Origin of the sequence: Winslowiella toletana (genome assembly GCF_017875465.1) — a bacterium.
In the GTDB taxonomy this organism is placed as follows: domain Bacteria; phylum Pseudomonadota; class Gammaproteobacteria; order Enterobacterales; family Enterobacteriaceae; genus Erwinia; species Erwinia toletana.
Map to the genome: position 1 here is coordinate 2886724 of NZ_JAGGMQ010000001.1, position 22891 is coordinate 2909614.

Annotated in this window: 26 protein-coding genes; 19 read left to right on the forward strand and 7 right to left on the reverse strand. The window is 53.8% G+C overall.

Annotation, left to right across the window (positions count from 1 at the left end):
• The first annotated feature begins 114 nt into the window (after nucleotides 1-114).
• The 4 genes from J2125_RS13350 to J2125_RS13365 all read left to right on the forward strand — a co-directional run bounded on the left by J2125_RS13350 (nucleotide 115) and on the right by J2125_RS13365 (nucleotide 4701).
• Nucleotides 115-1371 (forward strand): MFS transporter, encoded by a 1257-nt coding sequence (locus J2125_RS13350; RefSeq protein ID WP_017798967.1) that lies wholly within the window; start codon nucleotides 115-117, stop codon nucleotides 1369-1371.
• Nucleotides 1372-1386: 15 nt separating this feature from the next.
• On the forward strand, nucleotides 1387-2463 hold the full coding sequence (locus J2125_RS13355) for a sugar phosphate isomerase/epimerase family protein (RefSeq protein ID WP_017798966.1): 1077 nt from the start codon (nucleotides 1387-1389) through the stop codon (nucleotides 2461-2463).
• Complete coding sequence (locus J2125_RS13360; RefSeq protein ID WP_017798965.1) at nucleotides 2456-3607, forward strand: Gfo/Idh/MocA family protein; 1152 nt, start codon at nucleotides 2456-2458, stop codon at nucleotides 3605-3607. Before J2125_RS13355 ends, J2125_RS13360 begins: the two co-directional genes overlap by 8 nt.
• 113 nt (nucleotides 3608-3720) lie before the next feature.
• A complete protein-coding gene (locus J2125_RS13365; RefSeq protein WP_017798964.1) occupies nucleotides 3721-4701 on the forward strand; it encodes a LacI family DNA-binding transcriptional regulator in 981 nt (326 codons plus the stop codon).
• A 43-nt stretch (nucleotides 4702-4744) separates the two neighbouring features.
• Here J2125_RS13365 and J2125_RS13370 read toward each other — a convergent pair whose 3' ends face one another.
• From J2125_RS13370 to J2125_RS13385, 4 genes are all read right to left on the reverse strand, one after another.
• The gene (locus J2125_RS13370) at nucleotides 4745-5593 is read right to left on the reverse strand and encodes a sugar phosphate isomerase/epimerase family protein (RefSeq protein WP_051050815.1); all 849 of its coding nucleotides are present in this window, start codon (nucleotides 5591-5593) and stop codon (nucleotides 4745-4747) included.
• 243 nt (nucleotides 5594-5836) lie between these two features.
• Complete coding sequence (locus J2125_RS13375; RefSeq protein ID WP_017798962.1) at nucleotides 5837-6142, reverse strand: hypothetical protein; 306 nt, start codon at nucleotides 6140-6142, stop codon at nucleotides 5837-5839.
• Nucleotides 6143-6146: 4 nt separating this feature from the next.
• Nucleotides 6147-6362, reverse strand: a complete 216-nt coding sequence (locus J2125_RS13380) for a ribbon-helix-helix domain-containing protein (protein WP_017798961.1) — start codon at nucleotides 6360-6362, stop codon at nucleotides 6147-6149.
• A 98-nt stretch (nucleotides 6363-6460) separates the two neighbouring features.
• Complete coding sequence (locus J2125_RS13385) at nucleotides 6461-6736, reverse strand: metal/formaldehyde-sensitive transcriptional repressor (protein WP_017798960.1); 276 nt, start codon at nucleotides 6734-6736, stop codon at nucleotides 6461-6463.
• Nucleotides 6737-6833: 97 nt separating this feature from the next.
• Between J2125_RS13385 and J2125_RS13390 the strand changes: the two genes are divergently transcribed.
• Both J2125_RS13390 and J2125_RS13395 read left to right on the forward strand, forming a co-directional pair.
• The gene (locus J2125_RS13390; RefSeq protein WP_017798959.1) at nucleotides 6834-7739 is read left to right on the forward strand and encodes a nickel/cobalt efflux protein RcnA; all 906 of its coding nucleotides are present in this window, start codon (nucleotides 6834-6836) and stop codon (nucleotides 7737-7739) included.
• 338 nt (nucleotides 7740-8077) lie between these two features.
• The gene (locus J2125_RS13395) at nucleotides 8078-8509 is read left to right on the forward strand and encodes a DUF29 domain-containing protein (protein WP_017798958.1); all 432 of its coding nucleotides are present in this window, start codon (nucleotides 8078-8080) and stop codon (nucleotides 8507-8509) included.
• A gap of 73 nt (nucleotides 8510-8582) precedes the next feature.
• Here the strand turns inward: J2125_RS13395 and J2125_RS13400 are convergent, their stop codons facing one another.
• Nucleotides 8583-9503 (reverse strand): DMT family transporter, encoded by a 921-nt coding sequence (locus J2125_RS13400; RefSeq protein WP_026111415.1) that lies wholly within the window; start codon nucleotides 9501-9503, stop codon nucleotides 8583-8585.
• A gap of 271 nt (nucleotides 9504-9774) precedes the next feature.
• Between J2125_RS13400 and J2125_RS13405 the strand changes: the two genes are divergently transcribed.
• Genes J2125_RS13405 through nac (J2125_RS13425) form a run of 5 tightly spaced genes read left to right on the forward strand, consistent with a single transcriptional unit; the run spans nucleotide 9775 to nucleotide 14024 of the window.
• Nucleotides 9775-10614 (forward strand): transporter substrate-binding domain-containing protein, encoded by an 840-nt coding sequence (locus J2125_RS13405; RefSeq protein ID WP_026111414.1) that lies wholly within the window; start codon nucleotides 9775-9777, stop codon nucleotides 10612-10614.
• A 9-nt stretch (nucleotides 10615-10623) separates the two neighbouring features.
• The gene (gene pxpB / locus J2125_RS13410) at nucleotides 10624-11328 is read left to right on the forward strand and encodes a 5-oxoprolinase subunit PxpB (RefSeq protein ID WP_241763865.1); all 705 of its coding nucleotides are present in this window, start codon (nucleotides 10624-10626) and stop codon (nucleotides 11326-11328) included.
• Nucleotides 11325-12311 carry a 5-oxoprolinase subunit C family protein gene (locus tag J2125_RS13415; protein ID WP_017798954.1) on the forward strand — a complete coding sequence of 329 codons (987 nt, stop codon included), beginning with the start codon at nucleotides 11325-11327 and terminating at the stop codon, nucleotides 12309-12311. The genes pxpB and J2125_RS13415 overlap by 4 nt, the downstream gene beginning before the upstream one ends.
• 26 nt (nucleotides 12312-12337) lie before the next feature.
• Complete coding sequence (locus J2125_RS13420) at nucleotides 12338-13108, forward strand: 5-oxoprolinase subunit PxpA (protein WP_017798953.1); 771 nt, start codon at nucleotides 12338-12340, stop codon at nucleotides 13106-13108.
• 16 nt (nucleotides 13109-13124) lie between these two features.
• Entirely contained in the window at nucleotides 13125-14024 is a 900-nt protein-coding gene (nac, locus tag J2125_RS13425) for a nitrogen assimilation transcriptional regulator NAC (protein ID WP_017798952.1), read from the forward strand.
• Between the two features lie 26 nt (nucleotides 14025-14050).
• On the opposite strand, the gene J2125_RS13430 is transcribed toward nac (J2125_RS13425), so the two are convergent.
• Both J2125_RS13430 and J2125_RS13435 read right to left on the reverse strand, forming a co-directional pair.
• Nucleotides 14051-14791, reverse strand: a complete 741-nt coding sequence (locus J2125_RS13430) for an SDR family NAD(P)-dependent oxidoreductase (RefSeq protein ID WP_017798951.1) — start codon at nucleotides 14789-14791, stop codon at nucleotides 14051-14053.
• The gene (locus J2125_RS13435; protein WP_017798950.1) at nucleotides 14754-15956 is read right to left on the reverse strand and encodes a pyridoxal phosphate-dependent aminotransferase; all 1203 of its coding nucleotides are present in this window, start codon (nucleotides 15954-15956) and stop codon (nucleotides 14754-14756) included. The genes J2125_RS13430 and J2125_RS13435 overlap by 38 nt, the downstream gene beginning before the upstream one ends.
• Before the next feature lie 387 nt (nucleotides 15957-16343).
• Here J2125_RS13435 and J2125_RS13440 point away from each other — a divergent pair, with 387 nt between their 5' ends.
• The 8 genes from J2125_RS13440 to J2125_RS13475 all read left to right on the forward strand — a co-directional run bounded on the left by J2125_RS13440 (nucleotide 16344) and on the right by J2125_RS13475 (nucleotide 22885).
• On the forward strand, nucleotides 16344-17246 hold the full coding sequence (locus J2125_RS13440) for an ABC transporter permease (RefSeq protein WP_017798949.1): 903 nt from the start codon (nucleotides 16344-16346) through the stop codon (nucleotides 17244-17246).
• Nucleotides 17243-18046, forward strand: coding sequence for an ABC transporter permease (locus tag J2125_RS13445; RefSeq protein ID WP_017798948.1), 804 nt, complete (start codon nucleotides 17243-17245; stop codon nucleotides 18044-18046). The genes J2125_RS13440 and J2125_RS13445 overlap by 4 nt, the downstream gene beginning before the upstream one ends.
• A gap of 30 nt (nucleotides 18047-18076) precedes the next feature.
• Nucleotides 18077-19144: an extracellular solute-binding protein gene (locus J2125_RS13450; RefSeq protein WP_026111412.1), complete on the forward strand. Its 1068-nt coding sequence runs from the start codon at nucleotides 18077-18079 to the stop codon at nucleotides 19142-19144.
• Nucleotides 19145-19150: 6 nt separating this feature from the next.
• Nucleotides 19151-20245 carry an ABC transporter ATP-binding protein gene (locus tag J2125_RS13455; RefSeq protein WP_017798946.1) on the forward strand — a complete coding sequence of 365 codons (1095 nt, stop codon included), beginning with the start codon at nucleotides 19151-19153 and terminating at the stop codon, nucleotides 20243-20245.
• A gap of 163 nt (nucleotides 20246-20408) precedes the next feature.
• The gene (nac, locus tag J2125_RS13460; RefSeq protein ID WP_017798945.1) at nucleotides 20409-21332 is read left to right on the forward strand and encodes a nitrogen assimilation transcriptional regulator NAC; all 924 of its coding nucleotides are present in this window, start codon (nucleotides 20409-20411) and stop codon (nucleotides 21330-21332) included.
• Nucleotides 21333-21451: 119 nt separating this feature from the next.
• Nucleotides 21452-21892, forward strand: a complete 441-nt coding sequence (locus J2125_RS13465) for an acetyl-CoA carboxylase biotin carboxyl carrier protein (RefSeq protein WP_017798944.1) — start codon at nucleotides 21452-21454, stop codon at nucleotides 21890-21892.
• 11 nt (nucleotides 21893-21903) lie between these two features.
• Complete coding sequence (locus J2125_RS13470; protein WP_244987270.1) at nucleotides 21904-22008, forward strand: LamB/YcsF family protein; 105 nt, start codon at nucleotides 21904-21906, stop codon at nucleotides 22006-22008.
• A gap of 124 nt (nucleotides 22009-22132) precedes the next feature.
• Nucleotides 22133-22885: an SDR family oxidoreductase gene (locus J2125_RS13475; protein ID WP_017798943.1), complete on the forward strand. Its 753-nt coding sequence runs from the start codon at nucleotides 22133-22135 to the stop codon at nucleotides 22883-22885.
• Nucleotides 22886-22891 lie beyond the last annotated feature (6 nt).

A 22891-nucleotide genomic window follows, 5' to 3' on the forward strand; every position in this document is an offset into this window, starting at 1 on the left:
CGATTAATGTGACTACTCTCTCATTTTATTAATAAGTCACGGACAAGATTAAAAGTAATCGATTACATTCTGTCTCAGACATAATTGTAATCGATTACTTTTAGCGAGGCCATCATGGTTTCTTCAGTGGATAGTAGCAGTGCGGTGAACACCCAACGCGGTGTGATGGTAGTGCCAAGACTGGCGCTGATGATGTTTTTAGAGTTCTTTATCTGGGGTTCCTGGTCGGTCACGCTGGGTCTGGTGATGACGCAGCATAATCTTTCCCATCTGATCGGCGACGCGTTTTCTGCCGGACCGATAGCCACCATTTTGTCGCCTTTTGTCCTCGGTATGGTGGTCGACCGCTTCTTCGCTTCGCAAAAAGTGGTGGCGGCGCTGCATCTGCTCGGCGGCATTATTCTGTGGTTTGTGCCGCAGGCGTTAATCGATGAAAACGGCACTCAGCTTATCGCGTTGCTGTTTGCTTATACCCTGTGCTTTATGCCCACGCTGGCGCTGACCAATAATATCGCCTTCCACAGCCTGGCCAACAGCGAGCGCAGTTTCCCGGTAGTACGCGTCTTTGGCACCATCGGCTGGATTGTCGCCGGGGTGTGTATCGGCATGCTGGGACTTTCCGCCAGTGTCTCAATTTTCCATGTCGCGGCGGGCTGCTCGGTATTGCTGGCGATTTACAGCCTGACGTTGCCGCATACGCCAGCGCCAGCGCAAGGGCAAAAACTGGCGCTGCGCGATCTGTTCTGCGCCGATGCCTTTGCCCTGCTGAAGCAGCGCCATTTCCTGATCTTTATGATCTGCGCGATGCTGATCTCAATACCGCTCGGCACTTATTACGCTTACACCGCCTCCTTCCTGGCTGATGCCGGCGTGCAGAATGTCAGTACCGTGATGTCCTTCGGCCAGATGTCGGAGATCCTGTTTATGCTGATTATCCCGCTGCTGTTCAGAAGGCTGGGGGTGAAATATATGCTGCTGGCCGGGATGGTGGCGTGGTTTGTACGTTATGCCATGTTCGCCATCGGCATTAATGAAGAGTACCGCTGGCTGTTGTATGCCGGAATTATTATTCACGGCATCTGTTATGACTTCTTCTTTGTGATTGGTTTTATCTATACCGACCGCGTGGCGGGCGAAAAAATCAAGGGCCAGGCGCAGAGCCTGATCCTGATGTTTACCTACGGTATCGGTATGTTTCTTGGCTCGCAAATTTCGGGCGCGCTGTACAACTCACTGTTCGCTCCTGGCGCTGCATCTTCGCTGCACAGCTGGGCCACGTTCTGGTGGATCCCGGCGATCGCCGCCGCCATTATCGCGGTGATCTTTATGCTGTCATTTAAATACCGCGATCCGACCGGGAACAGAACGTAATTGCTGGAGATAGTAATGAAAACCTTAAAAGGTCCGGGCATTTTCCTGTCGCAATTTATCAGCGATCGGGCGCCGTTTAATACGCTGGAGAGTCTGGCCGCATGGGCGGCCGGATTGGGCTTTAAAGCTGTGCAGATGCCGTGTAATCATCCCCATATTTTTGATCTGCAACGCGCAGCGAGCAGTCAGACCTACTGTGATGAAGTCAGCGGTGTGCTGGCCACCTATGGCCTGGCGATTAGCGAGCTGTCGACGCATCTGGAAGGCCAGTTAGTGGCGGTACATCCCGCCTATGATGCGGCATTTAACGATTTTGCGCCGCCGCAATATCGCGCCGATCCTCTGGCGCGCCAGCAGTGGGCGATTAATGCGCTCAGGCTGGCGGCCGCTGCTTCTGCGCGCCTGGGATTAAGCGCGCATGCGACTTTTTCCGGCGCACTGGCATGGCCTTATTTCTATCCGTGGCCGCCGCGCAAAGAGAATCTGCTTAACCAAGCTTTTGCTGAGCTGGCGCGCTTATGGCGTCCGGTTCTCGACAGTTTTGAGCAGCATGGCGTTGATCTCTGTTACGAGCTGCATCCCGGCGAAGATCTGCATGATGGCGTCACTTTTGAGCGCTTTCTGGCACTGGTCGATAACCACCCGCGCTGCAATATTCTCTACGATCCCAGCCATATGCATCTGCAACAGATGGACTACCTCGGTTTTATCGATATCTACCATCAGCGTATCAAAGCCTTCCACGTCAAAGACGCGGAGTTTAATCCAACCGCCAGAAGCGGCGTATATGGCGGCTATCAGCCGTGGATTGAACGCGCGGGCCGTTTCCGCTCGCCAGGTGACGGACAAATCGATTTTAAAGCCATTTTCAGCAAGCTGGCGCAGTATGATTTCGCCGGCTGGGCGGTGCTGGAGTGGGAGTGCTGCCTGAAAGATGGCGAATGCGGCGCGCGTGAAGGCGCGGAATTTATCCGGCAACAGATTATCCCGGTTGCCGATCGCGCGTTTGACGATTTTGCCGTTACCTCAGATGACCGTGCGCAGATGCGCGCTATGCTGGGCTTAACGCCAGAGGATCAACGCCGTGATTAATGTGGGCATTATCGGTTCGGGATTTATTGGCCCGGCGCATATTGAAGCTATTCGTCGGCTGGGGTTTGTCAATGTGGTGGCGCTGGCGGATCACTCCGTTGAGGCCGCGCAGCTAAAAGCGCAGCAGCTGCATATTCCCTATGCTTACGGCAGTATTGAACAGCTGCTGGCGCATCCGGAGTTGCAGGTGGTGCATAACTGCACGCCAAATGCACTGCATGCCGTCATTAACGAGAAAATTATTCGCGCCGGGAAACATGTGTTCTCGGAGAAGCCGTTATGTATGACCAGCGATGAGGCGCGCCATTTGCTGGCGCTGGCGCGACAACATGGCGTGGTGCATGGCGTCAGCTTTGTCTATCGTCAGTTTGCCATGGTGCAACAGGCGGCCAGCATGGTACGACAGCATGACATTGGCCGCATATTTGCCGTGCATGGTGGTTACTTTCAGGACTGGATGCTGCTGGATACCGACTACAACTGGCGAATTGAACCTGAAGTGGGTGGTGAATCGCGCGCGGTGGCCGATATTGGCTCGCACTGGTGCGATACCCTGCAGTTTGTGACCGGGCGTAAGATCGTCGCAGTGATGGCTGATTTTTCGATTGTGCATCCGCTGCGCAAAGCGGCAAAAAATGGCGCGTCTGCCTTTAGCGCTGACAATGCGCAGCAGGCGTATGAGGAGAAGCCGGTAGTGACCGAAGACTTTGCCTCGGTGTTGCTGAAGTTTGATGATGGCAGCCGCGGCGCCTTTAATGTCTCGCAGGTCAGCGCCGGGCGTAAAAATCGTCTGCTGTTTGAAATTAACGGCAGTGAAAAGTCACTGTGCTGGGATCAGGAACTGCCGCAAAATCTGTGGGTTGGCGCGCGTAGCCAGGCTAATCAGTTATTAACTGACGATCCTGCGCAGCTGAATGCCGATGTGCAGGGATCGGTGCATTTTCCCGGCGGTCATATCGAAGGCTGGCCCGATGCATTTAAAAACATGCTGCTGAAGTTTTATCAGTTTATTGCGGCAGAAAAACAGCCGGGCGTCGATGCGGCCGAATTTGCCACTTTCGAAGATGGCGCGCAGATTATGTTTATTATCGATGCCATTGTGCAAAGCCATCGCCAGCAGCGCTGGATTGACGTCGGCCAGTAATTTAAGCACGCTGAATATCACCTGCCGTTTAATGGAATAAGCGGCGGGTTTAGCGCCGGATGAACTGTGTTACTCTGTCGCAATCAGTGGATTAGCGTGAGATAGTCTTGAGTATGTCGATTCAAAAAATTGCCCGCCTCGCCGGTGTTTCGGTGGCGACGGTATCCCGGGTACTGAATAATATTGATACCGTCAAACCCGGTAATCGGCAGCGCGTGCTTGATGCTATCAAAGCCAGTAACTACCAGCCTAATCTGCTGGCCCGTCAGTTGCGTACCGCGCGTAGTGGTATGTTGCTGGTGATGGTGTCGAATATCTCCAACCCGTTTTGCGCCGATGTGGTGCAGGGTATTGAAGCGGAAGCCGAGAAAAACGGTTACCGCATTCTGCTGTGCAATTCCGGTTCCGATATTGTGCGTTCGCAATCCAGCCTGCAGCTGCTGTCCGGCAAGATGGTCGACGGGGTGATTTCGATGGATGCGTTGTCGACCTTACCTGAGCTGCAAAATCTGATTGGTGATGCGCCTTGGGTGCAGTGCGCCGAATATGATGACGCCTCGGCAGTATCGACGGTGGGTATAAATGATATTGAAGCCTCACGCTTTGTTACTGATTATCTGCTGCAACAGGGCCGTCAGCGTATTGCGATGATAAACCACGATTTAAGCTATAAATACGCCAATCTGCGCGAAAAGGGTTATCGCGATCTGCTGGCCGAGCGTGGCATTGATTATTGCCAGATCCGTTATGCCGCTAAGCTGAATTATGAAAGCGGAAAGGGCGAAACGGAATATCTGTTAAGTGGCGCAGAACGTCCTGACGCTATTTTTGCCGTATCCGATACGCTGGCGGCAGGGGCATTATCCGCGATTGCCGATGCCGGATTAAATGTGCCGCAGGATATTGCGGTGGTGGGTTTTGATGGTACCGAGCTGGGCTTTATTACCACGCCGCAATTAACCACCATTGAACAGCCAACCACCGAGATCGGTAAACAGGCGGTGACGCTGCTGCTGCGTAAAATCAATGATCCACAGAGTAAGCCGGAGCAATCGATTCTCAGCTGGCGCTTTATTCAGCGCGCTTCTGCCTGAAGCCGCTGGCTGGCGTGTTATCGCCAGCCAGCGCCGTAAAACCTTACTTTAGCGTCTGCTCTAAGTAACTTTTGCCAGCCGTAATAATTGCACGCGGATCTTTTGGCAGATCGTGTTCGACAATATACCAGCGCGTACCGGCTTTCTCTGCGGCCGGTAAAATCTCATTCCATGCCAGAATACCGCTGCCTGGTGGCGCAAAGTTCATCTCATCGTCACGTACCCCGATGGAGGCGTTATCTTTGGCATGAATGGCAAAGATACGGCCCGGATATTTCTGCAGGAAACGTACCGGATCCTGACCACCGCGTGACACCCAGGCGACATCCAGTTCAACTTGCAGGTTCTGCGCGCTGGCGTTATCCAGCATGATTTCCAGCGCGGTTTTGCCCGCATACTTCTTCATTTCAAAGTTATGGTTATGGTAACCCAGCTGCATACCCTGTTTTTTCAGCGTGGCGCCGAGTTTATCCAGCCGCTGCCCCATCTGTTTCCAGCCTTCGGCGCTATCCGGTCTCTCATCCAGCGTCAGCCAGGAAACGATAATGGTGTGGTTATTAATCGCCTGATTAAAATCGATAATCTTCTGGGTTTCGGCTTCGAGGTCGGCAAGATGAACATGATCAGAAGTGACCTTTAACTGGTATTTATTTAGCAGATCGTTTAACTGCTGCGGGCTGACGCCCTGATCGCTGACAATCTCAATCGCCTTAAATCCGGCATCATGCGCCATGGCATATTGCTGCTCCAGAGAGCCAACATTGCGTAGCGTATAGCCCTGTAAGGCGATCTGATCCTGCGGCGCTGGCGCCGCCATGGCGCATAGAGTAGATGCGGATAACAGCAGCAGTGAACTTAACAGCCGTTTGCCAGACACAAATCTTGATAGCATATTGATCTCCAACTTTATTTTGACTTATTTATGGTTAAAGTAATCGATTACTTTTAACTTGCCATCTAAAGTAATCGATTACAATTGTTCTGAAGGTTGATTGTCAAACTAAGTGTCAGAAATGAGATCTGGGTTGGGATTTTGTGGCGCAGAGGATGAACAGCCTGGTGATGGCCGGGGTCAGCAACGACCTGCAACTGAGCTGACCCGCTCTTTCAGTCTTTTTATCTGATATCTGAGTAATTAGTTTTCAGCCCTCTGGCTGTCTTTTATGCTCTGTGGAAAATAAAAAGAAACAATCAGCGTAATCAGAGGCAGTACACCTATTTTAATCAAGTCAACCATTTGCTTAATCAATTCATTATCCGGGAAAAAGGCCGCCAGCAGCACAATGCATAAGCTGAATATGAAAATGAAAAGCAGAACTTGTTTTGCAAAAAGTAGTCTGTCTGTTTCTTTAAGAGTAAGGGAGTATTGCTTTTCTTCTTCCTTGATATCGATCTTTGTCACGCCAGCTGTTCCTGACATGGCAATGTCCATTTTATCCATAAAATTATAATCCCACTATTTCAGATGTGATTTCCTTATCACCATTGTCATTGACAGTGAAAAATCCCATATGGCGATTACGTTTTTTTTCCGTATCAGCAACAGAGAGTAGTGTGAATGCTCTTCTTATCGCTTCAGCTTTAGTGATGCCGTTCGCTTGCGCGATCTCCCTAAGGCGCTTGTCCAGCTCTTCTGACAGATCAACAGTGAAACGTGGCATATCTCCTCCGGTGCGTTTTTTGCTGCAATTTGCAGTAAATATAGCACCGGAAGTAAAATTTTCAATACGGGCAGATATTGCTAACAGGTGTGAAGTGTTCACTTCAGATAAGATCGAATCACCGCCACAATCTCTTCCATATCCGCTTCACGCTGACTGTGGGATTCGGTTTCACTCATCAGATGTTCTCGGATATGCCCCTCCAGCACTTCACTCATCAGGCCATTGATTGCGCCTCTGACGGCGGCAATCTGCTGTAAAACCTGGATGCATTCACCGCCCGTTTCCAGTGATTTTTCTAAGGCTTCGGCCTGACCTTTGATGCGGCGAACACGTGTCAGTAACTTTTTCTGATTGGCTATCGTGTGCGACATGCTGCTCTCCATATTGTAATTAACTATACTGGGGTATAGTATAAATTAAGATTCTGAAAATAAACTCACCCGCATTCTAACATCCCGGAAAGTGAAAATGACCGATTTCGCAACCTTACTCAATCAGGGCACCGCCAGCGCGTGGCTGTTTATTCCCAGCGCGATCCTGCTCGGGGCGCTGCACGGACTGGAGCCTGGCCATTCAAAAACCATGATGGCGGCGTTTATTATCGCCATTCGCGGCACGGTCAGGCAGGCGGTGATACTTGGCCTCGCCGCCACGCTTTCACATACGGCGGTAGTCTGGTTGATCGCCATGGGCGGACTGTTTATCAGTCATAAAGTCAGCGCCGACACGGCGGAACCCTGGTTTCAGCTGCTTTCCGGCGTGGTTATTATGCTGACCGCCGGATGGATGTTCTGGCGCACCTGGTCTGAGGAGCATCAGTGGCAAAGCGGACAGCGTCAGATTGCGGCAAGGGTCAGCAATAGCGTGCAGGGCCATCCTGCGCCACGGCAGCCGCTGGTGTTTTATAAGATTGAACATCAACTTGAAGCAGGCCATAAGGCTGGTCATCAACATCACCATGCGGAACTTATCGGTCTGGAAGAGGGGTCACAGGAGTATCAGGATGCGCATCAGCGTGCCCATGCTGCTGATATCCGCCAGCGATTTGCCGATCGTCGCGTAACCAATGGTCAGATAGTGCTGTTTGGTCTTACCGGCGGCCTGATCCCTTGTCCGGCGGCCATTACGGTACTGCTGCTCTGTATTCAGGTGAAAAAGTTTTCGCTCGGCGCGGCGCTGGTGGTCTGCTTCAGTATCGGTCTGGCGCTGACGCTGCTGATTGTCGGTAGCGCTGCGGCGCTTAGCGTGCGTCATGTCACTCAGCGCTGGTCCGGTTTTGCTACTCTGGCGCGACGCGCGCCTTATTTCTCCAGCCTGCTAATCGCCATTGTCGGCCTGTATATGGCTTATCATGGTTTGCAGGGGATTAATTGATTAGTAAGAATAATTTGCTGACAAATCAACAAAATAAACTAAATAGAAACCGCAGGAAGCGTCTGTTAGTATTTTTTGGCTTTGATACATAACCCCAGGTTCGCGGGTTCTCTAAAAGGAACAGGAGAATGTTTATGTTTTCATCTAATTTCGATAAAGGTATTTCACCGGGGTTTCCTGCATCGTTCCCGAAGTTGCAACACATGCCCGTCAGTGACGCAGTAGTGTACCTAAACCAGCTATCTGCGCATTAAGCTGGGGGCTTTGACGGCTATGATATACTTTGACAAACTACCTTTATTGTTCTGGTGTCTTTTATCAAATTTCCGGAGGCTCTCATGGGAACTCGTTATGAAACAGACGTGGTGGCCTGGGCCAATGAACAGGCTGCATTGTTACGTGCCGGTAAACTCAGTCAGATTGATATTGAAAACATCGCTGAGGAGATAGAGGACGTGGGCAAGAGTGAAAAACGCGAACTCGAAAGCCGGATGGCGGTTTTACTGGCTCATCTTCTCAAATGGCAATTTCAGCCGGAGCGTCGGGGTTCAAGCTGGCAAAGGACCATCAAAGAGCAGCGTAAATCAGTGCAATCGCGCTTACGTAAAACACCCAGTCTTAAAGGTTGCCTTACCGACCCCGAATGGCTGGAAGGCGTATGGTCCGATGCGGTTGCAAGTGCCGCTGAAGAAACCGGCCTGGATAGTTTTCCTGAAAGCTGTGTCTGGTCTGCTGAAATGATACTTTCTGAAGTTTTTTATCCAGAATAATAAATTATTGTTTAAGGCAAAGCGCAGTCTTCTATGTTCCCCTGCCATTGAAAATGGCAGGGGAACCGCAGCTTTAATTAACGCTGCGAATAACCCGCGGCTTACGTGTGCGGTGTTCACTCCAGACGGTGAAAATACCGGCTGTCGCCACAATTGCCGCGCCAATCACGGTGGTTGAGGTGGGAAGACTGCCGAGGAAGAAATAACCAATCAGCATCGACCATACCAGCGTGGTGTAATCAAAGGGCGCCAGCAGCGAAGCGTCAGCATAGCGCAGGCTGAGGGTGATCAGAATTTGCGCCATACCGCCAAAAAAGCCGCAGCCAGTCAGCAGCATCAGCTGGGTGGCGTCGGGCACTTCCCAGCCAAAGAATATCGTCGCCATGCCGATCAGCATGGTCATTAATGAGAAATAAAACACAATGGCGCCAGGTTTCTCGACACCATTAAGAAAGCGAATTTGTACCGAAGAAGTGGCCGAGCAAAACGCCGCCAGCAGGGCGAAAATAACCCCGATAGTGGCGCCGCTATCAGTGGTTGCGCCGGAAAAAAAAGACCCGCTGGCATTCAAATGCGTCGAGAGCATAACAATGATCCCGGAGAAACCAACGATAACTGCCAGCCAGCGGGAAAAGCGCACACTTTCTTTCAATAAAATTGCCGCCATGATTACGGTAAATAACGGCGCGGCATAACTGATAGCGGTGGCATCGGCCAGAGAGATATACACCAGCGCCAGATAATTAAAATACATGCCGCCGGTACCGGAAAATCCACGAATTAAATGGCCGAAGATATTTTTGGTTTTAATCAGTTGCAGAATATTACCCTGAAATTTTAACCAAATCAGTAACGGCAATAAGGCGACAAATGAGCGGAAAAAGATCACTTCCCCGGTCGGGATCGCGCCGTCCAGACCTTTTACACATGCCAGCATCAATGTTGCGCACAGGGCGGCCATAATCTTCAGCAGCACACCCATTCTGGAATTTATCTTCAACCTGTCTCTCGCTTTATTACCGTGGTGGAAATCCTCCCTACCTTAAAGTGCAGCCCGGATCGGCGGTTAAGATAATTTTGTTCTGCCCGGATAGTTTTTGCTTATAGCCAGTTTGCGTGTGGCTGTGGCAATTTTTCAGTCATACAAAATGCATATCACCATACAGGGTTTACCTCTTATACAAGCCAGATTGCAGCTTATATAGTCGGACCATCGTGCCAGGGGATGTTTCCGCCAGGGCTAAATACCATTCGGGGAAAAATAAATGAAACTGAAGTCACTCTCTTGCGCCATGCTGGCGATGCCGTTGCTGATGACCTTCACGGCAGCGCAGGCAGATGCGCTGTCTGATATTCAGGCACGTGGTCAGTTAAATTGCGCGGTCTATTCCGATGTTCCCCCATTTTCATCTCCTGATCCGCAAACCCGCCAGTTAGTTGGCATGGACGTGGATCTCTGTACCGCGCTGGCCAGCAAAATGGGCCTGAAGCTTAATCTGATGCCAACCTCGGTTGAAGCGCGTATTGCGGTGATTGCCACCAAACGCGCTGATGTGCTGGTCGCCAACCTGGCGTATACCAAAACGCGCGGTAACCAGATTCAGTTCAGCGACCCGTACTATGTGGCGAAAGAGATGCTGGTGGTGAAAAAGCCAAACGTGGATAAAACGCGCGCTGACTTTAAAGGCAAACGTATCAGCGCCACCAAAGGCACCACTTCAGAGCAGTCGATCTATCTGGCGGGCGCCAAAGCGGTGACGTTCCAGGATTCGGCCTCGGCGTTCCTCGCGTTAGAGCAGAATAAAGTGGTGGGCTTTGTCACTAACACTATGACCGGCATTAAAATGATTTCGCAGGCGCACAAAGACGGTATTGAACTGGGCATGATTAAAGAGCCAATGGCGCTGGAGCCGATTGGTGTTGGCATGTCGAAGGACGAACCTGCGTTGCTGGCGAAGGTCAATAGCAGCCTGAAAGCGATGGATGATGACGGCACCATCGACAAGATCTGGGATAAGTGGATTGGGCCAAAAACCGAATACAAAATGATTCGTGAAGAGAAGGTTCAGCCATTATCCAGCCTTAAATTCGAACCTCTGGAATAATCGATGACGATGCTGTCTGGTGAGGCGCCTTCCCGCGCCGCTTTTATTCTGGCTGGCCACGGCGATAAGGTAAAAATTTCTACCATCGGCAGTCGGGCATGGCTGGTTGAAGCGCCGGGAGATTTCGATCTGCCGGCTCAGCGCCGCATCTGGTCGCTGGCCACCTTGCTTGAGTCGCGTGCCGAGGTCGAGTCCCTGATCCCCGGCGTGACCAACCTCCTTATATTATTCCACCAGACCCCGGTTGATTATGACGCCACACTGACGCTGCTGAATGAGTTGTGGCAGCAGGCGCAGGCGGTCAGTCCGCGCGGCAAGCTGATTGAAATTCCGGTGATCTATGGTGGTGAACATGCCACCGATCTGGATGTTGTCTGTCAGCACACCGGACTCTCCGCCGCAGAGGTGATTCGTCGCCATGCGCAGGGCAGCTACACGGTGTTTGCGCTGGGTAGTGCGCCGGGCTTTGGCTATCTGCACGGTCTCGATCCGACCATCGCCACGCCGCGCAAGAAAGTACCTTCGCTGAATATGCTGAAAGGCACCGTCACCATTGGTGGCGCGCAGGCGGGGGTGTCGGCGTTAACCGGGCCGAATGGCTGGAACGCGATTGGTTTTGCTGAGTTAAATGTGTTTGACCCATGGGCGGAGAACCCGGCACTGATGGCTCCGGGAGATAGTGTGCGGTTTTTAGCCGAAAGGATTGAGCTGTGATTGAGATTATCAAAACCGGTGCGCTAAACACGGTGCAGGATTTGGGGCGCAGCGGCTATCGCCATATCGGGGTATCGGTCAGTGGCGTGATGGATCCGCTGGCGCTGCGTGCGGGCAATATTTTGCTCGGTAATGATGAGAATGCCGCCTGTGTGGAGGTTCAGCTGTTCCCGTTTCGCCTGCGTTTTCTGGCGGATACCAGTATTGCGCTGACCGGCGCTGACTGTCGGGCGACGCTGGATGGCGAAGCGCTGCCGCCGTGGTGGGGATGTGCGGTAAAACAGGGGCAGGAGCTGGAGCTGAATTTTCCGCGTCACGGCGCGCGCAGCTATCTGTGTGTAGCGGGCGGCATTGATGTGCCGCTGGTGATGGGATCGCGCAGCACCGCGTTGCGCGGCAGCTTTGGCGGCCACGAAGGGCGCTGGTTGCAGAAGGGCGATCGTTTGCCGCTGGGTGAGACGCAGGCGCTGCCGTTACCGTTCAGCGGGATGGGCATCGAGCCACCGACGGTAGCAATGGCCGCCGCTTTTCCCTGCAATGCTGATGGCGTCATCCAGCTGCGGGCGATCCCGTCCGGTGAGTATGAGCTGTTCGCCGCCGATCATCAGCGCTTCTGGCAGCAGCGGTGGCAGGTTTCTAATCAAAGTAACCGCACCGGCTATCGCCTGTCCGGTAAGCCGATTTTGCCCTCCAAAGCGGTTGAAATGCGCTCCTATGGCCTGGTGCCTGGCATTGTGCAGGTTCCGCCAGCCGGTGAGCCGATTATTCAGCTTAGCGATGCCAATACCGCCGGGGGATATCCGAAGGTGGCGGGCATTATTGAAGAGGATTTATGGCGTCTGGGTCAGGTTCAGCCTGGCCAGTACATTCAGCTGATTAAATGCGATGCGCGCGAGGCGATTAGCGTGGCCGCCGAGATTAATCGCTGGCTGACGCGCTTGCGTGACAGCTGCCTGCCAATGAAAAAAGTCGTCGGTCTCTGACCGTTGCCAACTGAGAGTGAAGCCAGATGAAGATCGATGTGAACTCCGATATGGGAGAAGGTTTTGGCGTGTATCAGCTGTGCGATGACGCCTCCCTGATGAAAGTGGTCTCTTCCGCCAATATCGCCTGCGGTTTCCATGCCGGCGACCCGGATATTATGACGCGTATGGTGCGGCTGGCGAAGCAGCAGGGCGTCGGTATTGGCGCGCATCCGGGCTTGCCGGATCGCCAGGGTTTCGGGCGCAAAGAGCTGCCGTTTAGCGCCGATCAGCTCTGCCAGCAAGTGGTCTATCAGCTCGGCGCGTTAAGCGCCATTGCGCGTGCCGAAGGGGTGCGGGTGGCGCATGTCAGTTTTCATGCGGCGATGGGCAATATGATCAACCGCGATCAGGCGCTGGCGCAGCAGGTGATGCAGGCGATTGCGCGTATCGATCCAGAACTGATTATCTTTTCCCAGCCCGACACCTTTGTTGAACAGGCTGCCAAAGCCTGCGGATTAAACACCCTGACGATTTTTCTCGCCGATCGCGCCTATGATGCGCAGGGACAGCTGGTGCCCAGAGGCATTGCCGGATCGGTAATTAAAGACGAGTCAACAGTACGCGCCCGTGTACGTCAGTTTTTACTGGAAGGCACAGTGACCACGTTTGATGGCCAGCGCTATCCGGTGCGCGCGCGATCGATTTTGATCCACAGCGATACGCCGGGATCGGTTGAACTGGCCAGCATCGTACGCAGTGAAATTGAAGCCAATGGCGGCGTCGTCGCCCCGGCGGCAGAGGTTATCGCGCAATAGCCCAGCGGAGAGGCAGATGAACACCCGGCGACTGAAATCATTTATCACCATTGTGGATATGGGCAGTATTACCCGGGCGGCGGATGCGCTGCATATTGCGCAGCCGGCACTCAGCCAGCAGCTGGTTGCGCTGGAAGAGCATTTTAAACGCAAACTGCTGATCCGCAGTCAGCAGGGCGTGGTGCCGACCGAAGCGGGCAAGGTGCTGTACAGCCATGCCAACGCGATTCTGCGCCAGCTGGGCCAGGCGGAAACCGATGTGCTGGATGCCGGACAGGCGCTCTCTGGTCGCGTTTCTGTTGGTCTGGCGCCGTTCAGCGTCGCCGCCACCTTATCGATGTCGTTATTAACCGAAATGCGTAAGCGCCATCCCGGTATTCTGTTGCATCTGGTGGAGAGCGTCGGCCAGGCTTACAGCCAGCTGATATCAAACGGCCATCTGGAGATCGCCCTGCTGCATGGCAGCGGCGGTATCAAGGGATTGCATTATGAGACGCTGCTGGTGGAGGAGTTTTTCTTTGTCGCCCATGCGGATTTTGATTTTGACGACGAAGGCGGGCCGGTTAATGTCAGCCAGCTCAGTAGTTTGCCGATGCTGCTGCCACCGGCTTATAACTTTGTGCGTCGCGCAATTGATAATGCCTTTAACCAGAATGGCGCGTCGATAAATATTGTCGGTGAGCTGGAAGCGGTGAAGAGTATTGCGCGCGCCGTCGATGCCGGTCTTGGCGTGACGATTATGCCGAAAGCGATTGCCGAACGTATTCAGTCGGAATCGCGTGATGTGATTATTCGCTCTATCGCCGGGCCGCAGATCGCTGAGACGCTGTCGCTATGCGTCTCCGATCGCACGCCGATGTCGGAACCTGCCGCGGCGGTAAGAGAGTTACTGCTGGAGCTGACTTCGGGGTTGTAGCATACGGGCGCCGCCGCCCGTGTCAATTACAGCATCGCTTCTTTACGGCAGTTAATCAGCAGTTCCGCCACCGACAGATTGTTCGGCAGACGTAACAGCAGATCCACCATTTCCGCTAAATCTTCCGGCTGGGTCATCTCTTCACGGGTAACCTCGGTTTCACCGGCGGTCATATCCGTGGCGATATAACCCGGACACAGCGCGGTGGCGCGCACCCCCTGGTCCCAGCACTCCTGACGAATACCGTGAGTCAGCGCCACCACGGCAAACTTGGTCATCGCATAGCCCACATTGCTGCCGACCCGGCGTCCGGCCAGTGAAGCAACATTGATAATGCGCCCGTTGCCACAGGTGAACAGCGACGGCAGGGCCGCACGGCTTAAGCGCAGCGGCCCTTTGACATTAATCTGCCACATATCGTCCAGCGCGTCTTCATCCTCGTCCATCACCCGCACCCGTGGGTTAATCCCGGCGCAGTTCACCAGCGCATCGATACGACCATACTGTTGCAGGGTCGCCGCTACCCAGCCTTCACCGGATCCCGCGACGGCGGCGTCATACTGACATACGGTTAAGCGCTCGCGTGACGTCAGAGCATCCGGCTTACGCACCCCGGCGCACACGGTAAATCCTGACTTAAGCAGACGCTCGGTAATATATAAACCGAGGCCCCTTGCGGCCCCGGACACCATTACCACACGTTGAGCCGTGTCGAGCATGGTTTTCTCCTCAGTGAATGCCAGCGCAGAAAGCGGCGATGCGGTCACATCCTTCCTGCAACATCTCCATGCTGGTGGCGTAAGAGAGGCGGAAGTAGGGGCTCATGCCGTACGCCGCGCCCTGTACGGTCACCACATGCTGCTCTTCAATCAGCGCCAGCACAAAGTCGGCATCATTGCTGATCGGGCGGCCACCGGCAGTGGTTTTGCCAATAAAAGCGGCGATATTCACAAACAGATAGAACGCGCCCTGCGGTTTATGGCAACTCAGACCATCGACCGATGTCAGACGCTCCAGCACATAATCACGACGCTGGCGGTAAATTGCCGCCCGCTCTTTCAGCAGATCCTGTGGGCCATCCAGCACCGCCACCGCTGCCGCCTGAGTCAGCGTGGTGACGCCACCGCTGTTCTGCGTGTTGACGTTGCTCATCGCTTTAATCAGATCTTTCGGGCCGCCACAGAAACCCAGACGCCAGCCGGTCATCGAATAAGCTTTTGACACGCCGTTAACCGTCAGTACGCGATCGAACAGGCGCGGTTCCACTTCCGCCAGCGTATAGAAAGTGACGTCATCGTAAATCAGATGTTCGTAGATATCGTCGGTCATAATCCACACCTGCGGATAGCGCAGCATCACCCCGGCAATTGCCTGCATCTCAGCGCGGGTGGCGACTGAACCGGTCGGGTTGCTGGGATAATTAAGCAGCAGCCATTTGGTTTTTGGCGTAATCGCCGCCTCTAAATCCGCCGGGTAAGGCTTAAAGCCATTCTCCTGCGGGCAAGCCACCGGCACCGGGATGCCACCGGCAAATTTAACGATATCAGCATAGCTAATCCACGACGGAGTCGGGATCACCACTTCATCACCCGGGTTAATGGTGGCCAGAATCGCGTTAAAAATAATCTGTTTAGCGCCGCCCGCCGTCAGAATCTGGCTGATGTCATAGTCCAGATTGTTGTCACGTCTGAATTTACGCTGAATCGCTGCGCGCAGCGCCGGAGTGCCATCGGTCGGAGGGTAACGCGTATCGCCACCACGTGCCGCAGCATAGGCGGCTTCTGTTGCATGTTCCGGCGTCGGGAAGTCAGGCTCGCCGGTGGAAAGACCGACAACATGAATACCCTGCGCGGCAAGGTCACGCGCTTTCTGGGTCATGGCAACGGAGGCGGAAACGGTAACATTCTTTAAGCGATCGGCGATATCAGGCATGGTGCTGGATTCCAGAGGTCATCAGTCAGTGAGAATTAGCGTGCAGACGCGGTCAGGGAGAAGAATAGTGATGAAAGGGGTAAACAATCCAATAGCGCTTTGTTTTGATGACATAACACAAAACAATATCTGCCAGCCGACCGCCATTTTTCTGCTGATGCAGCGCGCCTTATCGCCATAACGGGATAAGGTTGCCACATAGTGAAAATGTATTGGTCATTACGCAGTGAATCATATTACCGTTTCGTGACGACGAAAATTATAGAGTAATTCATCTTATTCAATGAGTTATAAAACAGTCGCGGCTTTTCTGTTCCTACACCCATGCTTACGCTGGCGATTGATGCCCAATCGCATAAAGATATTAGCTTGCCCACAGGAAATCCGATGACTGATATTTCTGCGCCACTGTATCGAATAAAAAGATTAACCCTCTGGCACTCTCCAGCCTTGTTAATTTTACCTTTGCTTGCCTTTCAGCTGTTTTTCTTTTTTGCTCCGGCGGTACGACTGATGTTTTTTAGCGTGATGACGCAAACGCCAGACGGAAATATCGGTACGCCTTATACCTTCGAACATTATCTGCATTTCTTTCAGGTCGCGTTATACAGCGATGTGCTGATCAATACGCTGCGTATCAGCGTGATTACCGCACTGATTGCCGCGCTGCTGGCTTACCCGGTGGCCTCGGTACTGGTGCGGGGCAACACCACAGTGTCACGCATTATGACGCTGATGATTATCGCCCCGCTGGCGGTCAGCGTGGTGGTGCGCGCTTATGGCTGGCAGTTAATTTTAAATAATGGCCCTGGCGGTTTAGTCAATTACGTGCTGCTGCATCTGGGGATTATCGATCGCCCTAATTCGCTGATGTTTACCCAATGGGCGGTGATTATCGGCTCGCTGCATATTTTCTTTCCGATGATGGTGCTGCCGCTGGCGTCGGCGCTCGGCAAGATTGATCCAAATCTGCAATCGGCGGCGCGCACTCTTGGCGCACCACCCTGGCATGTTTTTCTGCGCGTAACGCTGCCGCTTAGCCTGCCAGGACTGGTAGCCGGGATGACGCTGGTGTTCTCGCTGGCGGCGGGATCGTATGTGATTCCGGCGCTGATTGGCGGGCCGCGATCGCAGATGCTTGGCAACCTCGCCGAGCAGCAGATTGTCGCGGTGTATGACTGGCCGTTTGGCGCCACCATCGCCACCATCCTGGTATTTATCGTTATCGTGGTGAATTCCTTGTCGATGAAATTACTGGGCGGACGTCGTGTGCCGGGAGATCGCAAATGAATAACAGCTTAAGCGGCTTTGGCGGCTGGGTGTTGTATGGCATTGCCGCGGCGATGATGATTTTTATTATCACGCCGATTGTGCTGATTGTGGTGATCTCGTTTTCGGATGGTTATTTCGTCAGCTTCCCGCCAACCGGCTTCACTCTTGAGTGGTACAGCAAAGTGCTGGCGAACGACGAGTTTATTGAGGCGCTGCTGTTCAGTACTGTTCTCTCCATCGGCACCACGCTGTTATCCCTGCTGCTCGGCGTGCCCGCCGCCTTTGCGCTGGTGCGCGGCAATCTGCCGTTTGCTTCAGTATGCAAAGGATTGCTGCTGTCACCGCTGATTTTTCCGGTGCTGATTACCGGGCTGGCGCTGCTACAGCTGTTTTCCGGTTATGGCTGGAGCAATGTAAAACTTAATCTGCTGCTGGCGCATACCGTGGTGACCACCCCGTATGTGGTGCGCACGGTGTTAACCAGTCTGGAACTGGTTAACCCGAGTCTGGAAGAGGCGGCGCGCACGCTTGGCGCCAGCCGCTGGGCAACCTTCCGCCAGGTGATCTTCCCGCAGATAGTGCCAGGTGTGACCTCGGGCGCGATCTTCTGCTTTATGGTTTCTTTCGATAATTATCCGGTCTCAATGTGGCTGGCTGACTCACAGAACACGCCGGTGCCGGTGGTGCTCTACCGTCAGATTGGCACCGTTTTCGACCCATCGGTGGCAACCATGTCCACTTTAATCATTGTCCTGGCAACGGTAGTCGTGCTGGCTCTGGAAAAGCTGGTTGGTCTGCGTCGCGCTATGGCTGCATAACTTTTCACCCCAAATACCAGAGGAAGCAGTATGACATCCATGAAGCGACGTACCTTTTTAAAAGCGGTGGCGGGCACCGCGATGCTGCCTTATCTCAATATCAAAGCCAATGCCGCCGCCGACCGTGTATTACAGGTAGGGGTTTATAACTCGGCGCAGGGCGCATTAATTAAGAAAGAGGTGCTGCCCGCGTTTGAGAAAGAGTACAACTGCCGCGTATTAACTACCGAAGGCGCCACGCTGGCGAATATCGCCGCGCTGCGCGCCACCAAAAAGAAACCGGTATTTAGCGTGATGTCGATGGACGATATCGGCGTGCCGCAGGCGAAAGAAGAGGGGTTAATCGAGCAGTTGCCAGTGGATGAGATCCCGAACCTGAAAAACGTCTTTGATCGTTATCTGCTGAGCGATCGCTACGGCGTTGGCTTCTCGGTTTCGATGGCAGGTCTGTTTATTAACCCGCAGGTAACGCAACCCATTAACAGCTACAGCGAGATTTTTGCGTCGAAATACGCACACCAGATGATCCTGAATACCCCGAAAAATACCCAAAGTATTCTGATGCTGATTGTTGCCGCTGCGCTGGCCACCGGCAAGCCGTTGCAGGAAGCGCAGTATGAAATTGATAAAGGCTGGGAAAAACTCGCGCAGCTAAAAGCCAATGTGATGACGGTATATGACGGCGAAGCGCAGGTGATGATGGTGGCACAGAGCCAGGCAATGGTCGGTGGTATTGAGTATTCCAAAGCGATTTATCCGCATACCAAAAAAGGCATTCCGCTGGATATGACCTATCCGAAAGAGGGCGCGTTTACCGGCATTAATGGTCTGGCGCTGGTGAAAGATGCGCCGCAGCGTGAGCTGGGACTGGCATGGATTAACCGTCTGCTGGAGCCTTCAGTGCAGAAAATGCTGGCTGAAGTGACGCTCAGTGCGCCAACGGTACGTGGTATTGAGTTTGATGAGCAGACCCTGAAGTATCTGGCGTATCCGGAAGACAAAATGAAAGCCCTTAACCTGTTCACGCCAGACTGGACTTACATCATTCCACGCCGCGCCGAGCTGCTGGAAAAATATAATCAGACATTTACCGGGTAAGCGATTATGCAGCGTTCTTTTGAAGTTCGTCTCGACAATCTGAGCAAGCACTACGGCAGGAGTGTCGCGGTGGATAATGTGTCCCTGAAAGTGAATGCCGGCGAAATTCTGGCGCTGCTGGGACCCAGCGGCTGCGGTAAAACCACTTGTCTGCGTATGGTGGCCGGGCTGGTGGCGCCGACCGCCGGCGATATTATGGTGGGCGGACGTTCGATTATGGAAACGGCGGTGCATCGCCGTAACGTCGGGATGCTGTTTCAGAACTATGCACTCTTTCCGCATATGAATGTTGCAGAGAACATCGCCTTCGGCCTGAAGATGCGCGGCCTGTCGCGCAGTGATATCGCGCAGAAAGTGAAGAAAACGCTGGATATGGTACAGCTCGGACAATATCACGATCGTCTGCCCGCCCAGCTCTCCGGCGGACAGCAGCAGCGCGTTTCACTGGCGCGCGCGCTGGTGATCGAACCCGATATGTTGCTGCTGGATGAGCCTCTTGGCGCGCTGGATAAAAGCCTGCGCGAAAGTATGCAGCTGGAGATCCGCCAGTTACAGCAGCGGCTGGAACTGACCACCATTATGGTGACCCACGATCAGGATGAAGCGCTGACCATGGCCGATCAGATCGCGGTAATGCAGGGCGGACGCCTTGAGCAGGTCGCTTCGGCAGCTGAGATTTACCAGAAGCCAGCCACCGCGTTTGTCGCGGGTTTTATTGGCGCTTCCAACTTTTTACCGGCGCGGGTGGTGCAGCGCCAGGCGGACAGCGTGCAGTTAATCTCAGCTTCCGGGGTGAATTTATCGGTGGCGCACTGCCCGTCTGATGCTGAAGCCGTGACGGTGACCCTGCGTCCGGAGGCGATTCGCCTTTCACCTTATCAACATGGCGCGGCATTACCCGGTTATAACGCGGTGACGGCGCGTATCTCGCAGGTGTTGTATCGCGGATTTATGCTGCATTACAGCCTGAAGCTGGCAGGCGGCGAGGAGATGATGGTCTGGCAGCAGACCAACGGCAACGGCACACTGCCAACCTTTAGTGTTGGCGAGCCGGTACTGTTGCAGTGGGAGATGGCCAGTAACCATGTGATTGCGGCCTGACAGGCCGTAAAGCGGGGTTGTTGCACCGCAGTGGTGCGGCAGCCGCAGGTTCAGGCGGCGCTGATTCGCGGTACGCCCTGATATGAAAGCGTTATGGCTGAGTTGTCTCCCCTGGCACTGATATTGCAATAACCTGATTATCTCTGGTTCTCAGGAAGTGGTTATGAATCTACGTCGGCTGAAGTATTTTATTAAAATTGTTGATGTCGGTAGCCTGACACAAGCCGCTGATATCTTACATATCGCCCAACCCGCCCTGAGCCAGCAACTGGCGACGCTGGAAGGGGAGGTGAATCAACAGCTGTTGATCCGCACCAAGCGTGGTGTGACACCGACCGAAGCCGGGAAAATACTCTATACCCATGCGCAGGCGATTTTACGCCAGTGCGATCAGGCGCAGAGCGCGATTGACGGCTCGATGCTGGCGCTGTCCGGCAGCGTTTCCGTCGGTCTGGCGCCGGGCACCGCCGCTCAGCAGCTGGCGCTGCCGCTGATGGAAGAGGTCCATCGCCAGCACCCGGGCATCGTGCTCTACTTTAATGAGAACTTTGGCACCACCCTGAGCGAACTGATTATGAATGGTCGCATGGATATGGCGGTGATCTATGGTAATCGCGAGATCCACGGCCTGCGCTTTATGCCGCTAATGAAAGAGAACCTCTGCTTCGTCTGCCCCAATAAGCTTGCCAGCCCGGCGAAGACGATTACGCTGGCGGAAGTGGCGCGCTATGACCTGTTCCTGCCGCGTATCTATAACATTATGCGTAAAGTGGTGGACGACGCCTTTATCCATGAAGGCCTGGCCTATCGGGTGAAATGTGAAATTGAATCGCAGACCACGCTGAATGCGGCGCTGGCTGCCGGATTAGGCTGCACCATTATGCCGGAGTCCGCCGCGCTGGCGATGCTGAAAGCTTCCAACGCGTGGATGGCAAAAATCGTTGAGCCGGAAGTGCAGGCGTCACTTTCATTCTGTATGTCAGACCATCTGCCATTGTCGCAACCGGCGGAAGCGGTAAAAGCGATTCTGCTGGCGCTGATGTCAAAGCGTACGGTGGATAACCGGCCACTGACTTTAGTGGGGTAATAAGTCTCCCTTATTACTGCAAAGCGAAACCCTCTTACCTGGCGCGGAGAATGACACGATAGAGTGTCATTACCACTTCGACAAACCTGACGTTTGTCAGTCTCTTCGGCGGGATAAATATGCAAAACAAATCATTAGCGTTACGCGATTTGCGGAAGATCGCCCAAAAAATGCGTGCTTCGGGTCTCGGCAGCATTGAATTCGGCGGCGACAACTATCGTGTACGCCTCGAATATGCACCGTCCGCCGTGCCAGTGATGCCGCTTACTGCCGGGGCCAGCGCGCCAGAAAGTCCGGTGCAGGTTAACCACGCGGCGCTGTGCGCGCCGATGCCGGGCACCGTGCTGCTGCAACATCCCGCCAATGGCCTGCCGTTTACTTCTCCGGGTGCTGAAGTGCAGAAAGACGCGATGCTGGCGCTGCTGAAAGTGGGGTTAATCTATTTGCCGCTGCGCAGTCCGGTGAGCGGTGTGGTGGAATCATTGCAGGTGGCGCAGGGCGACTGCGTGGAGTATGGCAGTGAGATTATGTTGTTACGCACCGTGGAGATGGCGGCATAGAGGTTATCGGTCTGAATGCTGATATTGGCGCAGGCGCTGGCGATGACCCGATCGCCAATAACGCCGCCCTGATGCCGTGTATCACCTCCGCCAATGTCGCCTGCTCAGTGTTATAAGTCCCCCTTATTGCCTCACACCGTTTATGTCTTATACCGGTTGGGGATAACTGGATAAAGTCAGATGACATATCCAAATCGGCAACAATAACTGAGCCGATGATCCATCTACAGGAGAGGCTAAATGCCATTCGCAGATTATAAAACCGCATTGGTTACCGGAGCATCAGCAGGCATGGGCGAAGCCATTGTTGAGCGCCTTTGTCAGGAAGGCATTACGGTGCACGCCGTGGCGCGCCGTGAAGAGCAGTTAACCGCGCTGGCGGCCCGTACCGGTTGTATTCCGCACGCCATTGATGTCAGCGATCTCGATGCCCTGACGCGTCTGTGCAAAGAAATCAAGGTCGATATTCTGGTGAATAACGCCGGTGTTTCGCGTCCGGGGTCGATTTTAGATGCCGATGAAGAGGCGATTGATACCCAGGTGGATGTCAATCTGCGCGCAGTGCTGCATCTTTGCCGCCTGCTGGTGCCCGGCATGATGGAACGCGATTGCGGTCATGTCATCAATATTACCTCAATTGCCGCCATCTATAACTTTAATGGCAATTCCATTTATCACGCCACCAAAGCAGGCGTTCATGCGCTTTCACGCCAGCTGCGCGTGGATTGCTATGGCAAACGCGTGCGTATCACCGAAATCTGTCCGGGCCGCGTCGCCACTGAGATTTTCGGTAACGTGCTGGGCGACCAGGAAGAGGCGCGCCGCCGCTTTATCGATGGTTTTGAACTGCCGCAGGCGAAAGATATCGCTGACTGCGTCGCCTTTGCCCTGTCGGCGCCGGTGGCGGTCAATATTGGCAATATCGAGATTACGCCAACCCTGCAGGTACCTGGTGGGCTTTCCACCATGCGTCCCGGCGATCGCGCTGAATAACCATGG